Annotated in this window: 16 protein-coding genes and 1 other annotated feature; of the genes, 15 read left to right on the top strand and 1 reads right to left on the bottom strand. The window is 42.0% G+C overall.

The features are described 5' to 3' along the window. The first annotated feature begins 422 nt into the window (after nucleotides 1–422). From ilvE to yihA, 15 genes are all read left to right on the top strand, one after another. Nucleotides 423–1325 (top strand): branched-chain-amino-acid transaminase, encoded by a 903-nt coding sequence (ilvE, locus tag WD019_RS04615; RefSeq protein WP_026676490.1) that lies wholly within the window; start codon nucleotides 423–425, stop codon nucleotides 1323–1325. A 19-nt stretch (nucleotides 1326–1344) separates the two neighbouring features. Continuing rightward, nucleotides 1345–3012 carry a dihydroxy-acid dehydratase gene (ilvD, locus tag WD019_RS04620; protein ID WP_026676489.1) on the top strand — a complete coding sequence of 556 codons (1668 nt, stop codon included), beginning with the start codon at nucleotides 1345–1347 and terminating at the stop codon, nucleotides 3010–3012. Nucleotides 3013–3017: 5 nt separating this feature from the next. Further along, nucleotides 3018–3274, top strand: a binding site (T-box leader). 74 nt (nucleotides 3275–3348) lie between these two features. After that, nucleotides 3349–5067 (top strand): acetolactate synthase large subunit, encoded by a 1719-nt coding sequence (gene ilvB / locus WD019_RS04625; protein WP_425710791.1) that lies wholly within the window; start codon nucleotides 3349–3351, stop codon nucleotides 5065–5067. Further along, a complete protein-coding gene (ilvN, locus tag WD019_RS04630) occupies nucleotides 5064–5582 on the top strand; it encodes an acetolactate synthase small subunit (RefSeq protein WP_026676487.1) in 519 nt (172 codons plus the stop codon). Before ilvB ends, ilvN begins: the two co-directional genes overlap by 4 nt. Nucleotides 5583–5654: 72 nt before the next feature. Next, a complete protein-coding gene (ilvC, locus tag WD019_RS04635; protein ID WP_425710792.1) occupies nucleotides 5655–6683 on the top strand; it encodes a ketol-acid reductoisomerase in 1029 nt (342 codons plus the stop codon). Continuing rightward, nucleotides 6670–8211, top strand: coding sequence for a 2-isopropylmalate synthase (locus tag WD019_RS04640; RefSeq protein ID WP_425710793.1), 1542 nt, complete (start codon nucleotides 6670–6672; stop codon nucleotides 8209–8211). Before ilvC ends, WD019_RS04640 begins: the two co-directional genes overlap by 14 nt. 21 nt (nucleotides 8212–8232) lie before the next feature. Further along, entirely contained in the window at nucleotides 8233–9345 is a 1113-nt protein-coding gene (gene leuB, locus WD019_RS04645; RefSeq protein ID WP_425710794.1) for a 3-isopropylmalate dehydrogenase, read from the top strand. 14 nt (nucleotides 9346–9359) lie between these two features. After that, a complete protein-coding gene (leuC, locus tag WD019_RS04650) occupies nucleotides 9360–10784 on the top strand; it encodes a 3-isopropylmalate dehydratase large subunit (RefSeq protein ID WP_026676483.1) in 1425 nt (474 codons plus the stop codon). Then, nucleotides 10771–11361 carry a 3-isopropylmalate dehydratase small subunit gene (leuD, locus tag WD019_RS04655; protein WP_425710795.1) on the top strand — a complete coding sequence of 197 codons (591 nt, stop codon included), beginning with the start codon at nucleotides 10771–10773 and terminating at the stop codon, nucleotides 11359–11361. Before leuC ends, leuD begins: the two co-directional genes overlap by 14 nt. A 117-nt stretch (nucleotides 11362–11478) precedes the next feature. Then, the gene (locus WD019_RS04660) at nucleotides 11479–12507 is read left to right on the top strand and encodes a hypothetical protein (protein WP_425710796.1); all 1029 of its coding nucleotides are present in this window, start codon (nucleotides 11479–11481) and stop codon (nucleotides 12505–12507) included. Nucleotides 12508–12612: 105 nt separating this feature from the next. Beyond that, on the top strand, nucleotides 12613–13908 hold the full coding sequence (gene tig / locus WD019_RS04665; RefSeq protein ID WP_026676480.1) for a trigger factor: 1296 nt from the start codon (nucleotides 12613–12615) through the stop codon (nucleotides 13906–13908). Between the two features lie 362 nt (nucleotides 13909–14270). Further along, nucleotides 14271–15545, top strand: a complete 1275-nt coding sequence (gene clpX / locus WD019_RS04670; protein WP_026676479.1) for an ATP-dependent protease ATP-binding subunit ClpX — start codon at nucleotides 14271–14273, stop codon at nucleotides 15543–15545. Between the two features lie 158 nt (nucleotides 15546–15703). Beyond that, the gene (gene lonB / locus WD019_RS04675) at nucleotides 15704–17377 is read left to right on the top strand and encodes an ATP-dependent protease LonB (protein ID WP_425710797.1); all 1674 of its coding nucleotides are present in this window, start codon (nucleotides 15704–15706) and stop codon (nucleotides 17375–17377) included. Nucleotides 17378–17508: 131 nt separating this feature from the next. Next, nucleotides 17509–19833 carry an endopeptidase La gene (gene lon / locus WD019_RS04680; RefSeq protein ID WP_026676477.1) on the top strand — a complete coding sequence of 775 codons (2325 nt, stop codon included), beginning with the start codon at nucleotides 17509–17511 and terminating at the stop codon, nucleotides 19831–19833. Further along, complete coding sequence (yihA, locus tag WD019_RS04685; protein WP_026676476.1) at nucleotides 19830–20414, top strand: ribosome biogenesis GTP-binding protein YihA/YsxC; 585 nt, start codon at nucleotides 19830–19832, stop codon at nucleotides 20412–20414. Before lon ends, yihA begins: the two co-directional genes overlap by 4 nt. A 22-nt stretch (nucleotides 20415–20436) precedes the next feature. Here yihA and WD019_RS04690 read toward each other — a convergent pair whose 3' ends face one another. Beyond that, nucleotides 20437–20901 carry a LiaF transmembrane domain-containing protein gene (locus tag WD019_RS04690; RefSeq protein WP_051291258.1) on the bottom strand — a complete coding sequence of 155 codons (465 nt, stop codon included), beginning with the start codon at nucleotides 20899–20901 and terminating at the stop codon, nucleotides 20437–20439. Nucleotides 20902–21048: the final 147 nt, after the last annotated feature.

Here is a 21048-nt window from a genome sequence, read left to right on the forward strand (position 1 = left end):
AAGCGCTTATATTACGTGGAAAAATGACGGTCGGGAGTTCGAATCTCTCCTGGGACGCCATTAACTATTACATAATCAAACCCCTTGAAACATTTACAAATGTTTCAAGGGGTTTTTTATTGGTTTTAAACACATCAGTTTCAAAACCAATTATGTTCCAAACATCGCATCTCAACGCGGCTTGGAAATTATGAAACCGCTTTAAAAATCTTTACAAATAAAAATGTTTAAACGTAAAAACCGCTTGAAATCAATAATGAAAACGCTACCAAATAACCTGAATTGTCTAAATAATTAAAAAAAGATGAAAAAGGTGGTTGACCCAAAGCGAAAATGGGCGTAAGATATTCAGCAATTACAATTCTTTTAAACTTTCATACAACTTGTGGCAACTTATGTTAGATCGGATGAGGAGGATCGAAATGGAAACACAATGGGTTTATGTAAATGGCGAATTTGTCGCTAAAGAAGATGCGAAAATATCCGTTTATGACCATGGTTTTTTATATGGAGACGGGGTGTTTGAAGGAATTCGCGTCTATGATGGAAACGTGTTTCGACTGGATGAGCATCTTCAGCGACTATACGATTCGGCTAAATCCATCATGTTAACGATTCCTCACACGAAAGAGGAACTTACAAATATAATTATCGAAACATTGCAACGAAACCAATATAGAGATGCTTATATACGTCTTGTTGTTTCCAGAGGAAAAGGAAATCTCGGCTTAGACCCATTTACGTGTCCCACGCCCGGTGTCATCGTCATTGCGGAACAATTGGCGCTTTTCCCAAAACAATTATATGAAACAGGAATTGAGATCGTGACGGTTGCGACAAGAAGGAACCGTTCTGATGTTCTTAGCCCGCAAGTGAAATCGTTAAATTATTTGAACAATATTCTTGTAAAAATCGAAGCAAGTTTAGCCGGAGCAAGTGAAGCATTAATGTTAAATGACCAGGGCTATGTCGCCGAAGGATCAGGCGATAACGTTTTTATAGTAAAAGGGAATGTAATTAAGACGCCGCCTGGCTATTTAGGGGCGCTTGAAGGCATTACACGAAATGCGATTATCGAAATCGCCGCTAATTTAGGATATGACGTACGCGAAGAAACGTTCACGAGACACGATGTTTATAACGCTGAAGAAGTTTTCTTAACAGGCACTGCGGCTGAAATTATTGCCGTTATTAAAGTGGACGGAAGAGTAATCGGAGACGGGGTTCCCGGCCAACATACAAACAGGTTGCTCGAAGCCTTCCGTAAAAAAGTAGTGGAAGATGGAGTGAAAATCTTTCCAGTATCAGAACCACAAGCGATTTAAGCAATAGGAGATGTATAGTATGCGCAGTGATATGATCAAAAAAGGAATTGACAGGGCACCACACCGAAGCCTTTTATACGCCGCTGGTGTCCGGCCGGAAGATATGGATAAACCATTCATTGGTGTTTGTAATTCATACATCGACATTATTCCGGGACATATGCATTTAAACAAACTAGGAGAAGTTGTAAAAGAAGCGATCCGGGAGGCGGGAGGCATTCCCTTCGAATTTAACACGATTGGTGTGGATGACGGGATTGCAATGGGCCATATCGGAATGCGCTATTCACTGCCAAGTCGGGAAGTGATTGCTGATGCTGCTGAAACGGTCATTAACGCCCACTGGTTCGATGGTGTATTCTTTATGCCGAATTGCGACAAAATCACGCCGGGAATGTTAATGGCAGCTGTAAGAACGAATGTGCCGGCAGTATTTGTATCCGGCGGTCCGATGGAAGCTGGCAAGACGAAAGCCGGAAAGTCGCTATCACTTAGTTCAGTTTTTGAAGGGGTAGGAGCCCATCTCTCCGGAAAAATGTCCCGCGAAGAGCTGCTGGAAATTGAAACAAGCGCATGCCCTACATGCGGGTCATGTTCCGGGATGTTTACCGCAAATTCAATGAATTCAATCATGGAAATGCTCGGGATGGCACTGCCGGGAAATGGGACGATTGTTGCGACATCAAATGAACGCCACCAATTAATTAAGGATGCGGCCCGGCATTTAATGAACTTAATTGAAAAAGATATACGTCCGCGCGATATCATCACAAAAGAAACGATTGATGATGCATTTGCATTAGACATGGCGATGGGCGGTTCAACAAATACAGTCCTTCACTTGCTCGCCATCGCGAACGAGGCGGAAGTGGACTACGACTTAAGACGAATAAATGAAGTCGCAGAACGGGTGCCATACCTTTCGAAAATAAGTCCTGCTTCTGATTATTCGATGCAGGACGTACATGAAGCCGGAGGGGTAAGTGCAATTATTCGGGAGCTTTGTGAAATTGAAGGAGCCATTCATAAAGATCGGATTACGATTACAGGAAAAAGCATTTATGAAAATGTGAAAGATGCGAAAATTCTTAACGATGATGTCATTCGCCGTAAAGATAACCCGTACAGTCCGGTTGGAGGCCTTTCCATTCTATATGGCAACCTTGCTCCTGATGGCGGTGTCATTAAAGTTGGTGCCGTTGATCCATCCATTACGTATTTTGAAGGAGAAGCCATTATTTTCGATTCGCAGGACGAAGCCATCGAAGGAATTAATAATGGTACGGTAAAAGAAGGACATGTCGTTGTCATTCGCTACGAAGGGCCAAAAGGCGGACCTGGAATGCCAGAAATGCTCGCTCCTACTTCAGCGATTATCGGAAGAGGATTAGGAACGAAGGTTGCGCTCATTACAGATGGAAGGTTCTCCGGCGCATCGCGTGGAATTGCAATCGGGCATATTTCTCCGGAAGCGGCAGAAGGTGGGCCGATCGCCTTTATTGAAAATGGAGATCGAATTTTTATCGACTTAAATCACCGTACCATTAATGTTTTATTAACCGATGAAGAATTAGAAGAACGTAAAAAGCATTGGAAACAACCTGAACCTAAAATTAAAAAAGGTTATCTCGCCAGATATTCAAAACTTGTTACATCTGCGAATACGGGTGGTATTTTAAAAGTTTAAAACCGAAAAAATCGATGATGGGGAACATTGAAGAAACAGTAGTCTGCAGAGAGCCGGTGGTTGGTGAAAACCGGTGATACGATCTTCAGGACATCACCCCGGAGAGTCTCCTTGAACGCTTCTACGCAAGTAGGGGAGGCCGAGTGTGAGCGACATACTCGTTATCAAAAGAACGATCAATTCGTTCATAAGGCGGACATTTGCAAAAATGTTCGTGAAAAAGGGTGGTACCGCGAAAAGTAAAGGCCTTTTCGCCCCTTTGATAGCAGGGATGCTGTCATTGTTGGGCGGACGGGTCTTTTTAATTGAACCAAAGTAAAGGGGAGGAGTGTAAAAATGAACACCGAAATGGTGGTTGAAGAAGAAAAACAAACAGTAAAAATGATGAACGGTGCGGAAATGGTACTTCAAGCCTTAGAAGAGGAAAAAGTAGAAGTATTATTTGGATATCCGGGCGGGGCGGTATTACCGATTTATGATGCCTTATATAAGAAAAACTTGCGTCACATTTTAACACGTCACGAACAAGGTGCCATCCATGCGGCTCAAGGATATGCAAGGGTAACTGGCAAAGTTGGAGTCGTTCTGGCAACTTCAGGCCCAGGTGCCACAAATCTCATTACAGGTATTGCAGATGCCATGATTGATTCACTGCCACTTGTCATTTTAACAGGGCAAGTCGCTACTACCGTGATCGGAACGGATGCCTTTCAAGAAGCGGATGTACTCGGAATTACGATGCCAATCACTAAACATAATTATCAAGTAAGAAGCGTCGAGGAACTTCCCGGCATCATTAAGGAAGCCTTCCATATTGCAAGAAGTGGCAGGCCGGGGCCGGTATTAATTGATATACCGAAAGATGTTTCTAACGCGATTGGCACATTTTCTTACGATAAAGAGGTTCATCTTCCGGGCTATCAACCGAAAATGACACCAAATATTTTGCAAGTTCGGCGATTAAATGAAGCGATCGCCAATGCGAAAAAACCGGTTATTTTAGCCGGAGCAGGAGTGCTCTTTGCTAAAGGGCATAATGAACTTTTACAAATGGCCGAAACGCTTAATATTCCGGTTACCAATACGTTGCTCGGCCTCGGAAGCTTCCCTGCAGACCATCCGCTTTTCTTAGGAATGGCAGGGATGCACGGAACCTATGCAGCAAATATAGCATTGTACGAATGCGATCTTTTAATTAATATAGGTGCTCGTTTTGACGACAGACTTACAGGAAATCTCAATCATTTTGCGAAAAATGCGGTCGTTTCCCACATCGATATTGATCCGGCCGAAATTGGGAAAAACGTAAAAACCCATATTCCGATTGTGGCCGACGCGAAAAAAGCGCTGGAAGCGATTCTTGAAGAATGCCAGACTCCGGCAAATTGCGAGGGATGGATTGAAGAATTGGGTGCGAAAAAAGAATCCTACCCGCTCTGGTACGAAAAAGATGGGGAAACATTAAAACCGCAGCGATTATTGGAAATCATTCATGAGGTTACAAAAGGTGAAGCGATTGTTACTACCGATGTTGGACAACATCAAATGTGGGCAGCGCAATATTACAAATTTAAAAATCCTCATCGCTGGGTAACCTCAGGCGGATTAGGTACGATGGGCTTTGGATTGCCGTCAGCGATCGGAGCGCAAATTGCCGAACCGGATTCAACGGTTGTTGCAGTTGTCGGAGATGCCGGCTTTCAAATGACGCTCCAGGAATTATCGATGATTCAGGAATTGAGCCTCCCGCTGATCGTTGTGATCGTCAACAACCTTGCTCTCGGAATGGTCCGCCAGTGGCAGGAAGAATTTTATGAAAAACGCTATTCTGAATCGTTACTCCCGGTTCAGCCGGATTTCGTTAAACTGGCGGAAGCATATGACATTAAAGGGGCAGTTGCGGTGAGTGAAGAAGAAGTTGAAACCCATTTGCGCACCGCTCTTGAAACGAAAACTGCATTATTGCTTGATGTCCGCGTTACCCCTGATGAGAAAGTATATCCGATGATTGCACCGGGAAAAGGATTGCATGAAATGATAGGGGTGAAACCATGAGAAGAATCGTGACAGCAACAGTCTATAATCGGAGCGGTGTTCTTCATCGCCTTACCGGGCTATTAACAAAGCGAAATTTTAACATTGAAAGCATATCTGTCGGACCTACGGATGAACCAAACATTTCAAAGATAACGCTTATTGTTCACGTTTCAGACGATACAAAGGTGGAGCAGCTTGTTAAACAAATGCATAAGCAAATTGACATTTTAAAAGTAAGCGACATTACGAATTTCTCAGTCGTCGCCAGGGAACTCGCCTTAATAAAAGTTATGAGCACCCCTGAAACAAGAAGTGAGATTACGGTGCTAATCGAACCGTTCCGGGCATCGATTATCGATGTCAGTTTAGACAGCATCACGATTGAAGTGACGGGGGACGGCGACAAGATTGAAGCGTTAATTGAGTTGCTCAGGCCATATGGGATTAAGGATCTATCCCGTACCGGGGTAACGGCCTTTACTAGAGGGATACAAAAACCGGTTTCCGATATAAAACAGTATTCATTTGTTTAAAATTTCCTTAATGGAAGTTAAAAATATACAATAATCATCTTAATTTAAATGAAAAAAGGGAGAGAGTAAATTATGGCAAAAGTAGTTTATAACAAAGATATTCAAGAAGGATTTTTAACTGGAAAAACGATCGCAGTTGTCGGCTATGGATCGCAGGGGCATGCACATGCACAAAACTTGCGTGACAGCGGGTATTCAGTTGTAATCGGACTTCGTCAAGGCAAGTCATGGGAACAAGCCCAGGAAGATGGATTTTCCGTTTATTCTGTTAGAGAAGCCTGTGAACAAGCGGATGTTATTATGATTCTTTTACCTGACGAACATCAACCAGCTACGTATAAAAATGAAATTGAACCAGTATTAACAGCTGGCAAATCGCTTGTTTTTGCACACGGATTTAACGTTCATTTCCATCAAATCGTTCCGCCAAAAGACGTTGATGTATTCTTAGTAGCACCTAAAGGTCCGGGACATCTTGTAAGAAGAACGTATGAAGAAGGTGCGGGCGTTCCTGCTCTGATTGCTATTTATCAAGATGCGACAGGACATGCAAAAGAAACTGCATTGGAATATGCAAAAGGAATCGGAGCGGCACGTGCCGGTGTACTTGAGACGACGTTTGAAGAAGAGACAGAAACAGATTTGTTTGGTGAGCAGGCTGTACTTTGCGGAGGGGTGTCTGCTTTAGTAAAAGCCGGTTTTGAAACCCTTGTTGAAGCTGGCTATCAACCTGAAGTTGCTTATTTTGAATGTTTGCACGAGCTGAAATTGATCGTTGACCTTATGTACGAAGGCGGGCTTGCGGGAATGAGATATTCCGTTTCCGATACTGCACAATGGGGTGATTTCCAATCAGGACCGCGCGTAGTGACAGATGAAACAAAAGCGGCAATGAAAGAAATTTTGAAAGATATTCAAACAGGCCAATTTGCAAAAGGCTGGATTTTAGAAAATCAGGCAAATCGCCCGGTATTCAATGCAATTAATGAAAAAGAGAAGAAACATCCAATTGAAGTTGTTGGAAGCGAACTTCGTGAAATGATGCCGTTTGTTAAAGCGAAACAAAAGTCGAAGGAAGTGGTCGGCAGTGCGAAAAATTGACATCTTTGATACGACATTAAGAGATGGAGAGCAAACAGCCGGTGTAAACCTTAACCATAATGAAAAGCTTGAAATCGCAAAACAGCTTGAGCGTCTTGGTGTAGACATTATTGAGGCGGGGTTTCCCGCCGCCTCACCAGGCGATTTGGAATCGGTAAAGAAAATCGCGCAGACGATTAAAGGCAGCTCAGTGACAGGCCTGGCCCGGGCGAACGCTAAAGATATTGATGCCGCCTGGGAGGCTCTGCAATATTCTGAAGAGCCGCGGCTTCATGTATTTATCGCAACATCACCGATCCATATGACGTACAAGTTGAAAAAGACGCAGGATGAAGTCCTTGAACAGGCTGTAAATATGGTGAAATATGCGAAACAGCGTTTCCCTATCGTTCAATGGTCTGCGGAAGATGCCTCCCGTACGGACTTGCCATTTCTTGTGAAAATTGTGGAAAAAGTAATCGATGCAGGAGCGAATGTCATCAACATTCCTGATACGGTCGGTTATACGACACCTGAAGAGTATGGCGCCATTTTTCGCTATTTAAAAGAAAATGTCCGGAACATCGACCGTGTGAAACTTTCAACCCATTGCCACGATGATCTTGGAATGGCAGTAGCGAACTCTTTATCAGCAATTGAAAATGGTGCGGATCAAGTCGAATGTACACTTAACGGAATCGGGGAACGGGCCGGAAACGCATCACTCGAAGAAATCGCAGTTGCCTTAAACATTCGCCGAGACTTTTATCAGGCAGATACTCGTTTAACTTTGCAGGAAATTAAGCGAACTAGCACATTAGTAAGCCGTTTTACAGGGATTTCTGTTCCACCTAATAAAGCGGTCGTCGGGAAAAATGCGTTTGCTCATGAATCAGGCATTCACCAGGACGGCGTGTTAAAAGAAAAATCAACGTATGAAATTATTACACCGGAACTTGTCGGCGTTGCTTCCAATGAGCTGGTACTCGGCAAGCATTCAGGAAGACATGCGTTCCGTGACCGCATCAATTCACTAGGATTTTCACCAACTGAAGAAAAGCTAAATGAAATGTTTGCAGCATTTAAACGTTTAGCCGACCGTAAAAAAGAACTGACGGAAGAGGATCTGTTTACTTTGTTGCTAGAGCACCAAATTGAGCCGCCAACGCCGTTGTATAAATTACTAGATTTCCATGTGTCGTATGGAACAACGAACATTCCTACAGCGACGATTTCCTTAAAGACACCTGAAGGAAGCGAAATTCAAGAAGCCGGAACGGGATCAGGAAGCGTTGAAGCCATCTATAACACGATTGACAAAATGTTGTCGATGGACGTTCACTTAAAAGATTACCGAATTCAATCTGTTGGCGCAGGAAGGGACGCTCTTGCACAAGTATATGTGTCGCTCGAGTTTGACGGAAGTGAATTTAATGGAAGAGGAACATCTCAAGATGTATTAAAAGCATCGGCTAAAGCTTATATTCATGCAGTAAATCAAGTATTGCTCGGTCATGAGCAAAAGGAATTAATCGAGGTAAGCTTGTAAATGAATTAGGAGGGATGAACAATGAAATGCACAATCGCTGTATTGCCAGGTGATGGTATTGGACCGGAAGTTATGAAAGGAGCCATTACAGTATTAAAAGCGATCGAAAAACGCTTTCATCATCAATTTGAATTTACCACATTGCCAATCGGCGGTGACGCGATTGACAAAACAGGTGAACCGCTTCCCGCTGAAACATTAGAAGCATGTAAAAACAGTGATGCGATTCTTTTAGGGGCGGTCGGAGGAAGCAAATGGGATTCCCTCCCTCCTGAAAAAAGACCGGAAAAAGGGTTGCTTGGGCTGCGTAAGGCATTGAATGTGTTTGCCAATCTTCGCCCGGTTTCTGTGATTAATAGTTTGCAAGATATTTCGCCTTTAAAGAAAGAAAACATTCAAGGTGTTGATCTCTTATTTGTTCGTGAATTAACGGGAGGCCTTTATTTTGGCCAACCGAGCGAAAGGCGCGGGCAAGATCGCGAATTTGTTGTCGATACGCTGGAATACTCAAGAGAAGATATTAAGCGGATCGTTGAAAAAGCCTTTTCTCTTGCGCAGAAAAGAAATAAAAAAGTAACATCCGTTGATAAAGCAAATGTTCTCGAATCAAGCAGAATGTGGCGGGAAATTGTTGAAGAAACAAAAGAACATTATCCCGACGTGCACGTTGAACATATGCTTGTCGATAATGCCGCCATGCAATTAGTGAAAAATCCGAAACAATTTGATGTCATTGTCACTGAAAATATGTTTGGCGATATTTTAAGCGATGAAGCGTCGATGATTACAGGTTCATTAGGAATGCTGCCATCTGCTTCACTAAGTGAGGACGGACCGGCGTTGTATGAACCGATTCATGGTTCGGCACCTGACATTGCCGGTATGAATGTCGCCAACCCGCTTGGAATGATTTTATCCGCAGCAATGATGCTTCGCCATTCATTCCATATGGTTCAAGAGGCAGAGGCGATCGAAATGGCCGTTCAGGAAGCGGTAAATGCCGGCTATCGGACGGCGGATATTTGTACGGTTGATTCAAGCATAAGTTCAACGGAAGACATGATTCAACAAGTCGTTTATCGTTTGGAAGAGAATGCGGCAACAGCCACGATTTTGGAGTGTTATGTATCATAGGAGGTGCCGGAAGTATGGCAAAAACAATTATCGATAAAATATGGGAGAAACATACTGTTGTAAAAGAAGAAGGAAAACCGGATCTATTATATATTGATTTACATTTACTTCATGAGGTTACCTCCCCTCAAGCCTTTGAAGGATTAAGAGAAAAGAATCGAACGGTTCGCAGGCCGGAGCTTTGTTTTGCGACAATGGATCATGCCATTCCAACCGCGAATCGAATGGTTATACAAGATTCGATAGCAAAAAAACAAGTGGAGACGCTTGAGAAAAATTGCAGGGAGTTTGGAATCAGGCTGCAAGACTTGAACTCTGAAGACCAGGGGATCGTCCATGTCATTGGGCCGGAATTGGGGCTCACGCTCCCTGGTAAAACGATTGTGTGCGGCGACAGCCATACTTCGACTCACGGAGCGTTTGGCGCCCTTGCTTTTGGAATTGGAACGAGTGAAGTCGAACACGTTCTTGCGACACAAACCTTATGGCAATCTAAACCGAAATCTTTGCAAGTCCGTATTAGCGGGAAGCTTGGCTTTGGCGTCACGGCAAAAGATATAATATTAGCACTTATTGCAAAATATGGTGTTGGCTTAGGAACGGGTTACATTATTGAATTTACGGGTGATACGATCAGAAGCCTCACGATGGAAGAGCGGATGACGATTTGCAATATGTCTATTGAAGCAGGGGCAAAAGCCGGTTTAATCAGCCCTGATGAAGTGACGTTTGACTATATTAAAGGGCGGAAATATGCGCCTCATGGCACGGAATTTGAGCAAAAAGTAGAAGAATGGAAAGCGCTGGCGACAGATAGCGGGGCGGTCTATGACAAAACGCTTGAATTAAACGCACAAGAGATTGAACCGATGATCACATGGGGGACAAATCCTTCAATGGGTGTAGGAGTAAGTCAAAGCGTTCCATCCCCTGGCCAGTTTGAGAGTGAATCGGATCAAAAAGCTGTCGGGCAAGCTTTAACTTACATGGGGCTTGAGGCGGGAACGGAAATGACGGATATCGAAATTGACCGTGTCTTTATCGGATCGTGTACCAACTCGAGAATTAGTGACTTGCGTGCAGCGGCTAAAATCGTTCAAGGGAAGAAAGTGCATCCGCGCGTGACAGCCATCGTCGTTCCAGGTTCCCAACGAGTTAAAAGGCTTGCTGAACAAGAGGGACTCGACCGCATTTTTATTGAAGCTGGTTTCGAATGGCGTGATTCGGGATGTTCCATGTGTTTAGGCATGAATCCTGATATTGTCCCTTCAGGAGAAAGATGCGCCTCGACTTCCAACCGAAATTTCGAAGGAAGACAGGGGAAAGGGGCAAGGACGCATTTAGTGAGCCCACCGATGGCAGCAGCGGCTGCTGTTTCCGGAAAGTTCGTCGATGTTCGCACATTTGAAGAAAGGGGAGCTTACTATGCGGAAGTTTAAAACATTTACAGGGAAGCCGGCCGTATTGGATCGAGTAAATGTGGATACCGACCAAATCATCCCGAAACAATTTTTGAAACGAATAGAAAAATCGGGTTACGGACAATTTTTATTTTTTGATTGGCGGTATGACGATCAAGGAAAAGAAAATAAAGAGTTTGAATTAAACAAGCCACAGGCACAAGGCGCCAACATTTTAGTAACAGGACCTAACTTCGGTTGCGGCTCATCGCGGGAACATGCCCCGTGGGCGTTAAAAGATTACGGGTTTGATTGTATTATTGCACCGAGTTTCGCTGATATTTTTTATAATAACTGTTTAAAAAACGGCATACTCGTCATCAAATTGCCTGAAGAAGTGATAAAAGATTTAATGCAAAGAGCAAGTGCATCAGAGTATCAATTGACGGTAAATTTAAGTGAACAAGAAATCTCAGACGGGCAAGGATTCAACTATCCATTTGATTTCGACCCATATTGGAAAGAAATGTTGATGAATGGATGGGATGAGATTTCGCTGACTTTGAAACATGAAGATGCAATTTTACGATATGAAGAAACTAGCGGAGTGCTGTAATCTAAAACGATGAGAACCCTGTCCAATAAAAAGGACGGGGTTTTTACGATTCGCTTGTTTTCCCGCTTTGAAATTTGTTACACTAGTGCAAATAGGATCTTCAAGTGAGGAACTACCATGAAAAAAAGCAAAAATGACAAAGGAAACGATAAAATCGTCCATTTTCCGAACTTGTCCAAAAGATTGATTGAAAAAGGTATGGCTGCATTAAAAGCAAAACAGTTTAAAGAAGCGCTCGTTTGTTTTAATCAGCTGTTACAATCAGATTCAGGGCATCCGCAGGGAAATCTGGGAGCGGTTCTGAGCTTAATTGAGTTAGGAGAGCTTCACGAAGCGAAAAAAAGATGCGAACGTATGTTAAAGCAAGGAATTGGAGAATACTTTGATGTATTGCAAATCTACTTGTCAATCCTTGTCCAGCTCTCTGAATACGAAACCGTTGTTGCAAGTATCGAAGCTGTGTTGGAAGAACAGAAGTTGCCAGCCAGCCAGGCTGAGTCTTTTTATCAATTGCTTCACTTTGGAAGGAAAATGCTTGAGCAGCCGAATGAACATAAACTTGATACTACTGGAAAAAAGGCAGCAGCAACAGAGGAAATCGAGCAACTAGAAAAGATGTTATATAATGAAGAAATACATACTGAATGGATAGCTGTTCAACAATTAAGCCATTATGATGATCAAGTTATTTTACCGATATTTCGTGAATTCCTTCGCTCAACATCCGGTCATCCGGCAGTAAAAACAATGATACTCCAATATTTTAAAGATAACGAGATTCGTGAAAAACTTATTATACATAAATTCGGCCAGACGTTGGAGTTCGATACGGAAAGGCTGTATAATATTTACGAGAATTCGTTTAATGCGGGCGTAAAAGAGAAAATAGAAGATTTATTGGAACATGAAAATCCGATGTTGGCCGAATTTGCATTGACCATATGGTGGGATTATGTCCTTGCTTTATATCCCTTAATGCCTGAGCCGCAAAATGTCTTATTATGGGCGGCGGCACTCTATAAAGCGGCAGTAGAACTAAGCGGAATGGAATGGACGGATGAAGATTATGAGAAGTTTCAAATAGAAAGGCGAATGATTGATCAAACGGCAGAGAAACTACGAAATAGCTTGATGTCCAAAAGGTGATGGGATAAGGATAGACAGTTGAAATACATAGATGGTATGTTATAATAGAGTGGTTGTAATAGACACGAATGTAATTATATTTAGAAGAATGTTGGAGGGAAATTCATGAGTGCTAAATGGGAAAAGTTAGAAGGGAATCAGGGAGTCTTAACCGTTGAAGTTGAGGCTTCTGAAGTAGATACAGCCCTTGACCAGGCATTTAAAAAGGTCGTTAAAAAGATAAACGTTCCTGGATTCCGCAAAGGGAAAGTTCCACGCAAAATGTTTGAAAAAATGTATGGCGTAGAATCTTTATATCAAGATGCACTTGATATATTATTGCCAAAAGCATATAGCGATGCAATTGTTGAAACTGGAATTGAGCCAGTTGACCGTCCAGAAGTGGACATTGAAAAAATGGAAAAAGGATCCAATCTTATTTTTACAGCTAAAGTAACGGTTAAACCTGAAGTTAAGCTTGGAGAGTACAAAGGGCTTGAAGTTACTGAGTTTGACACAACGGTTACTGATGAAGACGTGGATAATGAATTGAAACGGCTTCAAGAGCAACAAGCGGAACTTGTCATTAAAGAGGAAGGCACTGTTGAAAACGGCGATACAGTTGTCATCGACTTCGACGGGTATGTTGACGGTGAAGCATTTGAAGGCGGCAAGGCGGACAACTATCCATTAGAAATCGGATCAGGTTCATTTATCCCTGGCTTCGAAGAGCAATTAGTCGGTGAAAAAGCGGGTGCGGAAAAAGACGTAAACGTTACGTTCCCAGAAGAGTACCATGCTGAAGAACTAGCTGGAAAGCCTGCGGTATTTAAAGTGAAAATTCATGAAATCAAGACGAAACAACTTCCTGAATTAAACGATGACTTTGCGAAAGAAGCAAATACAGAAGTTGAAACACTTGACGAATTGAAAGCATCCATTCGTACGAAGCTTGAAGAAAGCAAGAAGCATGAGAAAGAACATCATGTTCAAGACTCTGTCATTGATCAGGCGGTAGAAGGAGCAGAAATTGATATTCCTGAAGCAATGATCAATACAGAACTTGATCGCATGGTTCAAGAATTTGGACAACGCCTCCAAATGCAAGGCATGAATCTTGACCTGTACTTCCAATTCTCGGGAACGGATGAAGAAGCTCTTCGTGAACAAATGAAAGCAGATGCTGAGAAGCGTGTTCGTACAAACCTTGTACTTGAAGCTATTGCAGAAGCAGAGAAAATTGAAGTAACAGAAGAAGAAATTAACGAAGAACTTCAAAAAATGGCTGATATGTACAAAATGGAAGTTGAAAAAATTAAGCAAATGCTTGCTCTTCAAGGCGGAAATGAAGCAGTTGAAGCTGACCTTAAGCTTCGTAAGGCAATCGATTTTCTTGTCGAGAACAGCAAAACTGTTGCATAATATAGTATAAGAATAAAAACAAGGCGCGGCTTTCGTGCCTTGTTTTTACTAAAAAAGCAGGAAAAAAGAGAATTTATATTGAAATAAGTAATAAGATCTCCTGGAAATGAATTTAAGGTTTTAAAATGAATAGGAATGTTCATACTTATATAAAGCAAAAGTTTTTTCAATACATACCAAAACGATGGCTTTAAGGTTTTTTATTTTCGTTTTCATAAGGAAATATGATACAATCCAATACATATACTGAAGCCCTATTGAACGGGTTTTAAGTAGAAAAAGAAAACGTTGACAGGGATCTTTTGCTTTACTTTTGTTTTTTCAGTTGGTTTCATCCATATTAATGGTTAGGGGTGATTTTGTTGTTTAAATTCAATGATGAAAAAGGGCAATTAAAGTGTTCTTTCTGCGGAAAAACGCAAGATCAAGTTCGTAAACTGGTTGCAGGACCGGGTGTATATATTTGTGATGAATGCATTGAATTATGTACAGAAATAGTGGAAGAAGAATTAGGTACAGAAGAGGATGTTGAACTTAAGGAAATTCCAAAACCGATGGAGATCCGTAAAATTCTTGATGAGTATGTAATCGGTCAGGAACAGGCGAAAAAGTCCCTTTCCGTTGCGGTTTACAATCATTATAAGCGCATCAATTCTTCGCAAAAAGCCGATGACGTCGAATTGTCAAAAAGTAATATTGCGATGATTGGACCGACAGGAAGCGGTAAAACATTGCTGGCACAAACCCTTGCCCGCATTTTAAATGTTCCATTTGCGATTGCAGATGCTACTTCATTAACGGAAGCAGGTTATGTTGGTGAAGATGTCGAGAATATTTTATTAAAATTGATTCAAGCTGCTGATTATGACGTCGAGAAGGCAGAAAAAGGCATCATTTATATTGATGAAATCGATAAAATTGCACGCAAATCGGAAAACCCTTCAATTACGCGGGATGTATCAGGCGAAGGCGTTCAGCAAGCGCTGCTGAAAATTCTTGAAGGAACGGTAGCGAGTGTGCCTCCTCAAGGCGGCCGCAAACATCCGCATCAAGAATTCATTCAAATCGATACGACGAATATTCTCTTCATTTGCGGCGGTGCATTTGACGGCATTGAACAAATTATTAAGCGTCGTTTAGGGAAGAAAGTTATTGGATTTAGTGCCGAATCAAGACAAGCTGAATTAAAAGCAGGAGAATATTTATCGAAAGTTCTTCCGGAAGACTTGCTTCGTTTCGGTTTAATACCAGAGTTTATCGGACGTCTGCCGGTAACAGCAAGCTTGACCCCGCTTGATGAAGAGGCGCTTGTTGAAATTTTGACAAAACCAAAAAATGCGCTTGTTAAACAGTATCAAAAACTGTTAGATTTAGATGGTGTTGAGCTTGAGTTTACGGAAGATGCATTGAAGGAAATCGCTAAACAGGCGATTGAACGTAAAACAGGTGCCCGTGGACTTCGTTCCATTATTGAAGGAATTATGCTGGATGTTATGTTTGAACTTCCTTCGCGTGAAGATGTTGCCAAATGTATCATCACAAAAGAAACCGTCACAGATAAAATTCCGCCGAAGCTGGAGCTTGAAGATGGCACCATTATCGAGGCGCCAAAAGAAACGCCAAAAGAAAGTGCATAATGTTTCGTACAATCGTAAATTTGTTTAAAAGCGGGAATCAGTCTTGCCGATTCCCGCTATTATATTGAAAAAAACAGCCTTTATGGCTGTTTTTTTGTTTAGTCTACGAACCTCTCGGAGATACTAGAAGCATAAATAAGAACTTATGGGAGGTAACAATGAACTGGACAGGTATCGCACTCATCATTCAGCTGTTTTTCGGAATCGTGATCGGACTATACTTTTGGAATTTGTTAAAAAATCAGCGCACACATAAAGTTAGTATTGATAAAGAATCGAAAAAAGAAATGGACCAGTTGAAAAAAATGCGGGCTATATCATTAACGGAACCTCTTGCAGAAAAGGTCAGGCCGGGGAAATTTTCTGATATTATCGGGCAGCAGGATGGCATTAAAGCATTAAGCGCTGCATTATGTGGCCCTAACCCGCAACATGTCATTATTTATGGACCGCCTGGTGTCGGCAAAACTGCCGCAGCGCGTTTAGTGCTTGAAGAGGCAAAACGGAATCAAAAGTCTCCTTTTCGCCCAACCGCTGTTTTTGTCGAACTTGATGCGACAACTGCTCGTTTTGATGAACGTGGAATTGCTGATCCTTTGATCGGTTCTGTTCATGACCCTATTTACCAGGGGGCCGGTGCAATGGGGCAAGCAGGAATTCCGCAACCAAAACAAGGAGCTGTCACAAATGCCCATGGCGGCGTTCTATTCATTGATGAAATCGGAGAATTGCATCCTATTCAAATGAACAAGTTATTAAAAGTGCTAGAAGATCGCAAAGTTTTTTTAGAAAGTGCCTATTATCATGAAGAAAATAGCAACATTCCTCCGCACATTCATGATATTTTTAAAAATGGGCTTCCGGCTGATTTCCGTTTAATAGGTGCTACGACAAAAACGCCGGAGGAAATTCCTCCTGCAATACGTTCAAGGTGCCTTGAAGTGTTTTTCAGAGAATTACAGCCAAATGAAATTAAGCAAATTGCAATGAGGGCAGCAGAAAAAATTAAAATGAAGGTACAGGATGAAACGGTCGATTTGTTATCCCAGTATGCGAAAAATGGACGTGAAGCCGTTAATATTATGCAAATTGCTGCAGGGCTGGCAATCACGGAAAACCGAAATCACATTAAAACGGCGGATGTTGAATGGGTCATCCATTCGAGCCAATTAATGCCGCGTCCGAATAAAAAAATCAACGATCAGGCGAAAGTTGGTTTAGTGAACGGTCTTGCCGTTTATGGACCAAATAGTGGAGCTTTGCTTGAAATCGAGGTAACGGCATTAAGAGCGAAAAAACAAGGATCGATTAACATTACTGGCATTGTAGAAGAAGAAAGCATCGGAAATAATGCCAAATCGATTAGAAGAAAAAGCCTTGCAAAAGGTTCGGTTGAAAACGTCATTACTGTATTGAAATATATGGGTGTTGATGCATCACATTATGATATACATGTTAATTTTCCAGGCGGGGCGCCTGTTGACGGCCCATCTGCGGGGATTGCGATCGCTACAGCCATTTATTCCGCTATTCACGAAATACCGGTTGATAACGAACTGGCGATGACTGGCGAGCTTAGTATACATGGAAGGGTGAAGCCTGTAGGCGGGGTGATGGCGAAAGTTTTAGCTGCGAAACAAGCAGGGGCTAAACGGGTTTTAATTCCTAAAGACAATGACCAGGCCATGTTGAAAGAAATCGAAGGAATAGAAATTATCACCGTTTCAAAAATAGCGGAAGTGTTTGAATTTGCATTTAATGAATTCGATACCAAGGAAGAGCAGGTTGTTCCTGCATCGTCATTTCTTCAGTCCCCTCCGACTTCAGTGTAATGAGGAGGGGGCTTTCCTTCGCAAAATGCGATTTTGAAAATAGACAAAAACGCGCTTTATAGGTAGAATTGTACAAAGACTAGGGAATTTGCAATAGCAACAAGCAATAAGCACTATTTGGAGGTGTTAATATGGGCGAAAAAAATACCCGCATCCTTCCTCTTCTTCCGCTTCGGGGCCTATTGGTTTACCCGACAATGGTGCTTCATCTTGATGTAGGAAGGGAAAAGTCAGTTCAGGCACTGGAAAAGGTGATGCTTGACGATCAGGAGATTTTTCTTTCCTCGCAAAAGGAAGTAGCAGTTGAGGAACCGACAGAGGAACAAATATATGAAGTAGGAACATTATCGAAAGTGACACAAATGCTGAAACTTCCAAATGGAACGATTCGTGTTCTCGTAGAAGGTTTGCAAAGGGGAAAAATTAAAAACTTCATTGAAAATGAAGAATACTTTGAAGTTGAAATTGAGCTTCTTGAGGAAAACAATACGGTCGATGTAGAAGGACAGGCTCTTATGCGTACCGTTCTTCAGCAATTTGAACAATACATAAACCTTTCGAAAAAAGTGACGCCGGAAACGTTTGCGTCTGTACAAGACATTGAAGAACCGGGACGATTAGCTGATGTTATTGCTTCACATCTATCACTGAAAATAAAAGAAAAGCAGCAAATCCTTGAAATCGTTGATGTGAAAGAACGGTTAAATCATTTAATATCCATCCTTAATAATGAAAAAGAAGTGCTCGGTTTAGAGAAAAAAATCGGGCAACGTGTTAAAAAAGCGATGGAAAAAACGCAAAAAGAATATTACCTGCGCGAACAAATGAAAGCCATTCAAAAAGAGCTCGGCGAAAAAGAAGGAAAATTAGGCGAGGTTTCAACATTAAAAGAGAAAATTGAAGCCGCGAATATGCCCGAAAATGTCTTGCAAGTCGCATTAAAAGAATTGGATCGGTACGAAAAAATCCCATCGACGTCTGCCGAAAGCGGGGTCATTCGCAATTATATTGAATGGCTTATCAATTTGCCGTGGAAAAATGAAACAAAAGATCAATTGGATATCCGCCGGACGGAAAAAATACTAAATGAAGATCATTACGGCCTTGAAAAAGTGAAAGAACGGGTGCTGGAATATTTAGCGGTCCAACAATTAACGAAATCTTTAAAAGGACCAATCCTTTGCCTCGTCGGACCTCCGGGCGTCGGGAAAACGTCTCTGGCCCGTTCCATCGCCCGCGCTTTAGGGCGTAATTTTGTCCGGATTTCCCTTGGAGGCGTTCGGGATGAAGCGGAAATTCGCGGGCACAGAAGAACATATGTCGGCGCCATGCCAGGAAGATTGATTCAAGGGATGAAAAAAGCCGGAACGATCAACCCTGTGTTCCTATTAGATGAGATTGATAAAATGTCAAGCGATTTTCGCGGGGATCCTTCCGCTGCTCTTCTTGAAGTGCTCGACCCTGAACAAAATAATACGTTTAGTGACCATTTCATAGAAGAGCCTTACGATTTATCGAAAGTCATGTTTATTACGACGGCGAACAGTCTGACAACGATCCCTGGCCCGCTTTTAGACCGGATGGAAGTCATATCAATCGCAGGCTATACGGAAGTGGAAAAGCTTCACATTGCGAAAAACCACCTCGTTCCAAAACAAATTAAAGAACATGGCTTGCAAAAATCAACCTTTCAGCTAAAAGATGATGCGATTATCAAGCTCGTTCGAAATTATACTCGGGAAGCGGGAGTTCGTAATCTTGAACGCCAAATCGCTGGCCTTTGCCGAAAAGCGGCCAAACAGCTTGTATCTGAGGAGAAAAAGCGTGTTGTGATCACTGCGAAAAATCTCGAAAATTATGTTGGCAAGCCAAGATTCCGTTATGGTCAGGCAGAAATGGAAGATCAAGTAGGGGCTGCAACGGGACTTGCGTATACAACGGCCGGAGGTGACACGCTTTCCATTGAAGTTGCGCTTTCACCTGGGAAAGGAAAGTTAATTTTAACTGGTAAACTGGGAGATGTGATGAAAGAATCGGCTCAGGCGGCATTTAGTTATGTCCGTTCAAAGGCTGATGAGTTAGGCATTGACCCTGATTTTTATGAAAAGACCGATATTCACATCCATGTTCCTGAAGGTGCTACTCCAAAAGACGGTCCATCTGCCGGAATTACGATCGCAACGGCTCTCGTATCTGCATTAACGGGCAGGCCAGTACGTAAAGACGTTGGCATGACCGGGGAAATTACGCTCAGAGGAAGAGTCCTCCCGATTGGCGGATTAAAGGAAAAATCGCTCAGTGCACACCGTGCAGGAATCCTTAAAGTGATTTTGCCGGAGGAAAATGAAAAAGATATTGACGACATTCCGGAAAGCGTTCGAGAGGATCTTACATTTATTCCGGTGTCGCATTTAGATGAAGTTTTAAAACATGCCTTAGTGGGAGAGAAGCAATGAAAGTAACGAAAGCAGAAATTGTCATTTCGGCAGTTAAACCGGAACAATATCCGGATGGAAACTTGCCAGAAATCGGACTTGCCGGCAGATCAAATGTCGGCAAATCGTCCTTTATTAATAAAATGATCAATCGGAAAAGCCTTGCGCGGACGTCTTCAAAACCGGGGAAAACACAAACGTTAAACTTTTATTTAATTAATGATCAAATGTATTTTGTCGATGTACCTGGATATGGATTTGCGAAAGTGTCCAAATCAGAACGGGAAGCATGGGGGAAAATGATTGAAACGTATATTTTAAAACGTTCTCAATTGAAAGCGGTCGTTCAACTGATTGATGTCCGTCATGCCCCGACAAAAGATGATGTATTAATGTATGATTGGTTAAAACATTATCAAATTCCGGTCATTATCGTCGCAACGAAATGCGATAAAGTGCCTAAAGGAAAATGGGACAAACATGTAAAAATTATTAAAGATACTTTAAATAAAGAACCAGAAGATCCGATCATATTATTTTCTTCAGAAACGGGTCATGGGAAAGATTCTGCATGGAGTACAATTGAAAGCTATTTAAAATAAACGAGGGCAAATTTGCTCTCGTTTATTTTTTGCGGATAAAAACATAATAAGCGCCTAATACTAGTAAAACATAAGGACGAAACTGTGTAATGGTCGAATACCAGACTTCTGGAAATGAATGGCTGTGAAAGAGAAGGGTTGCTCCGGAAACAATAAGAAGAACAATCCCAGCAACCAATCCATCTTTCGTATTTTTATATTGATAAAGAAAAGCTAATGAAATAATCAGGATCATCATTTCGATCCCGCCTGGCCAGCCAGCGACATTTTTCACAGCGTAAAAATGGATGCCAAGGCCAAGCAAAAGCACGCCGGAAAAAGAAGCATCTTTAGAATTTTGTTCTAATAAAAATGCAACCCCTATTAGTACAAGAATTGTCGGCCATGTTAAAAACGGTTCTAAAACTGACATATGTAATTGAGGAATGAGATAAAATAAGCCGATTCCTAATAATATGATTCCAGAAAAAATACCTTGACGTTTCATAATATCCTCCATAACAAACACCGATTTTGCTGCATTGACTCGCGTTTTTTCGTGGGGTAAACTATGATAAGAAAACGCGATTCATTTACTTATCATAGCACGTTTCAAAGTCTTTTCACATTTAAATACAATATCGATCGACAAACA

Source organism: Fictibacillus sp. Mic-4 (assembly GCF_049843615.1).
GTDB classification, from domain to species: domain Bacteria; phylum Bacillota; class Bacilli; order Bacillales; family Fictibacillaceae; genus Fictibacillus_A; species Fictibacillus_A gelatini.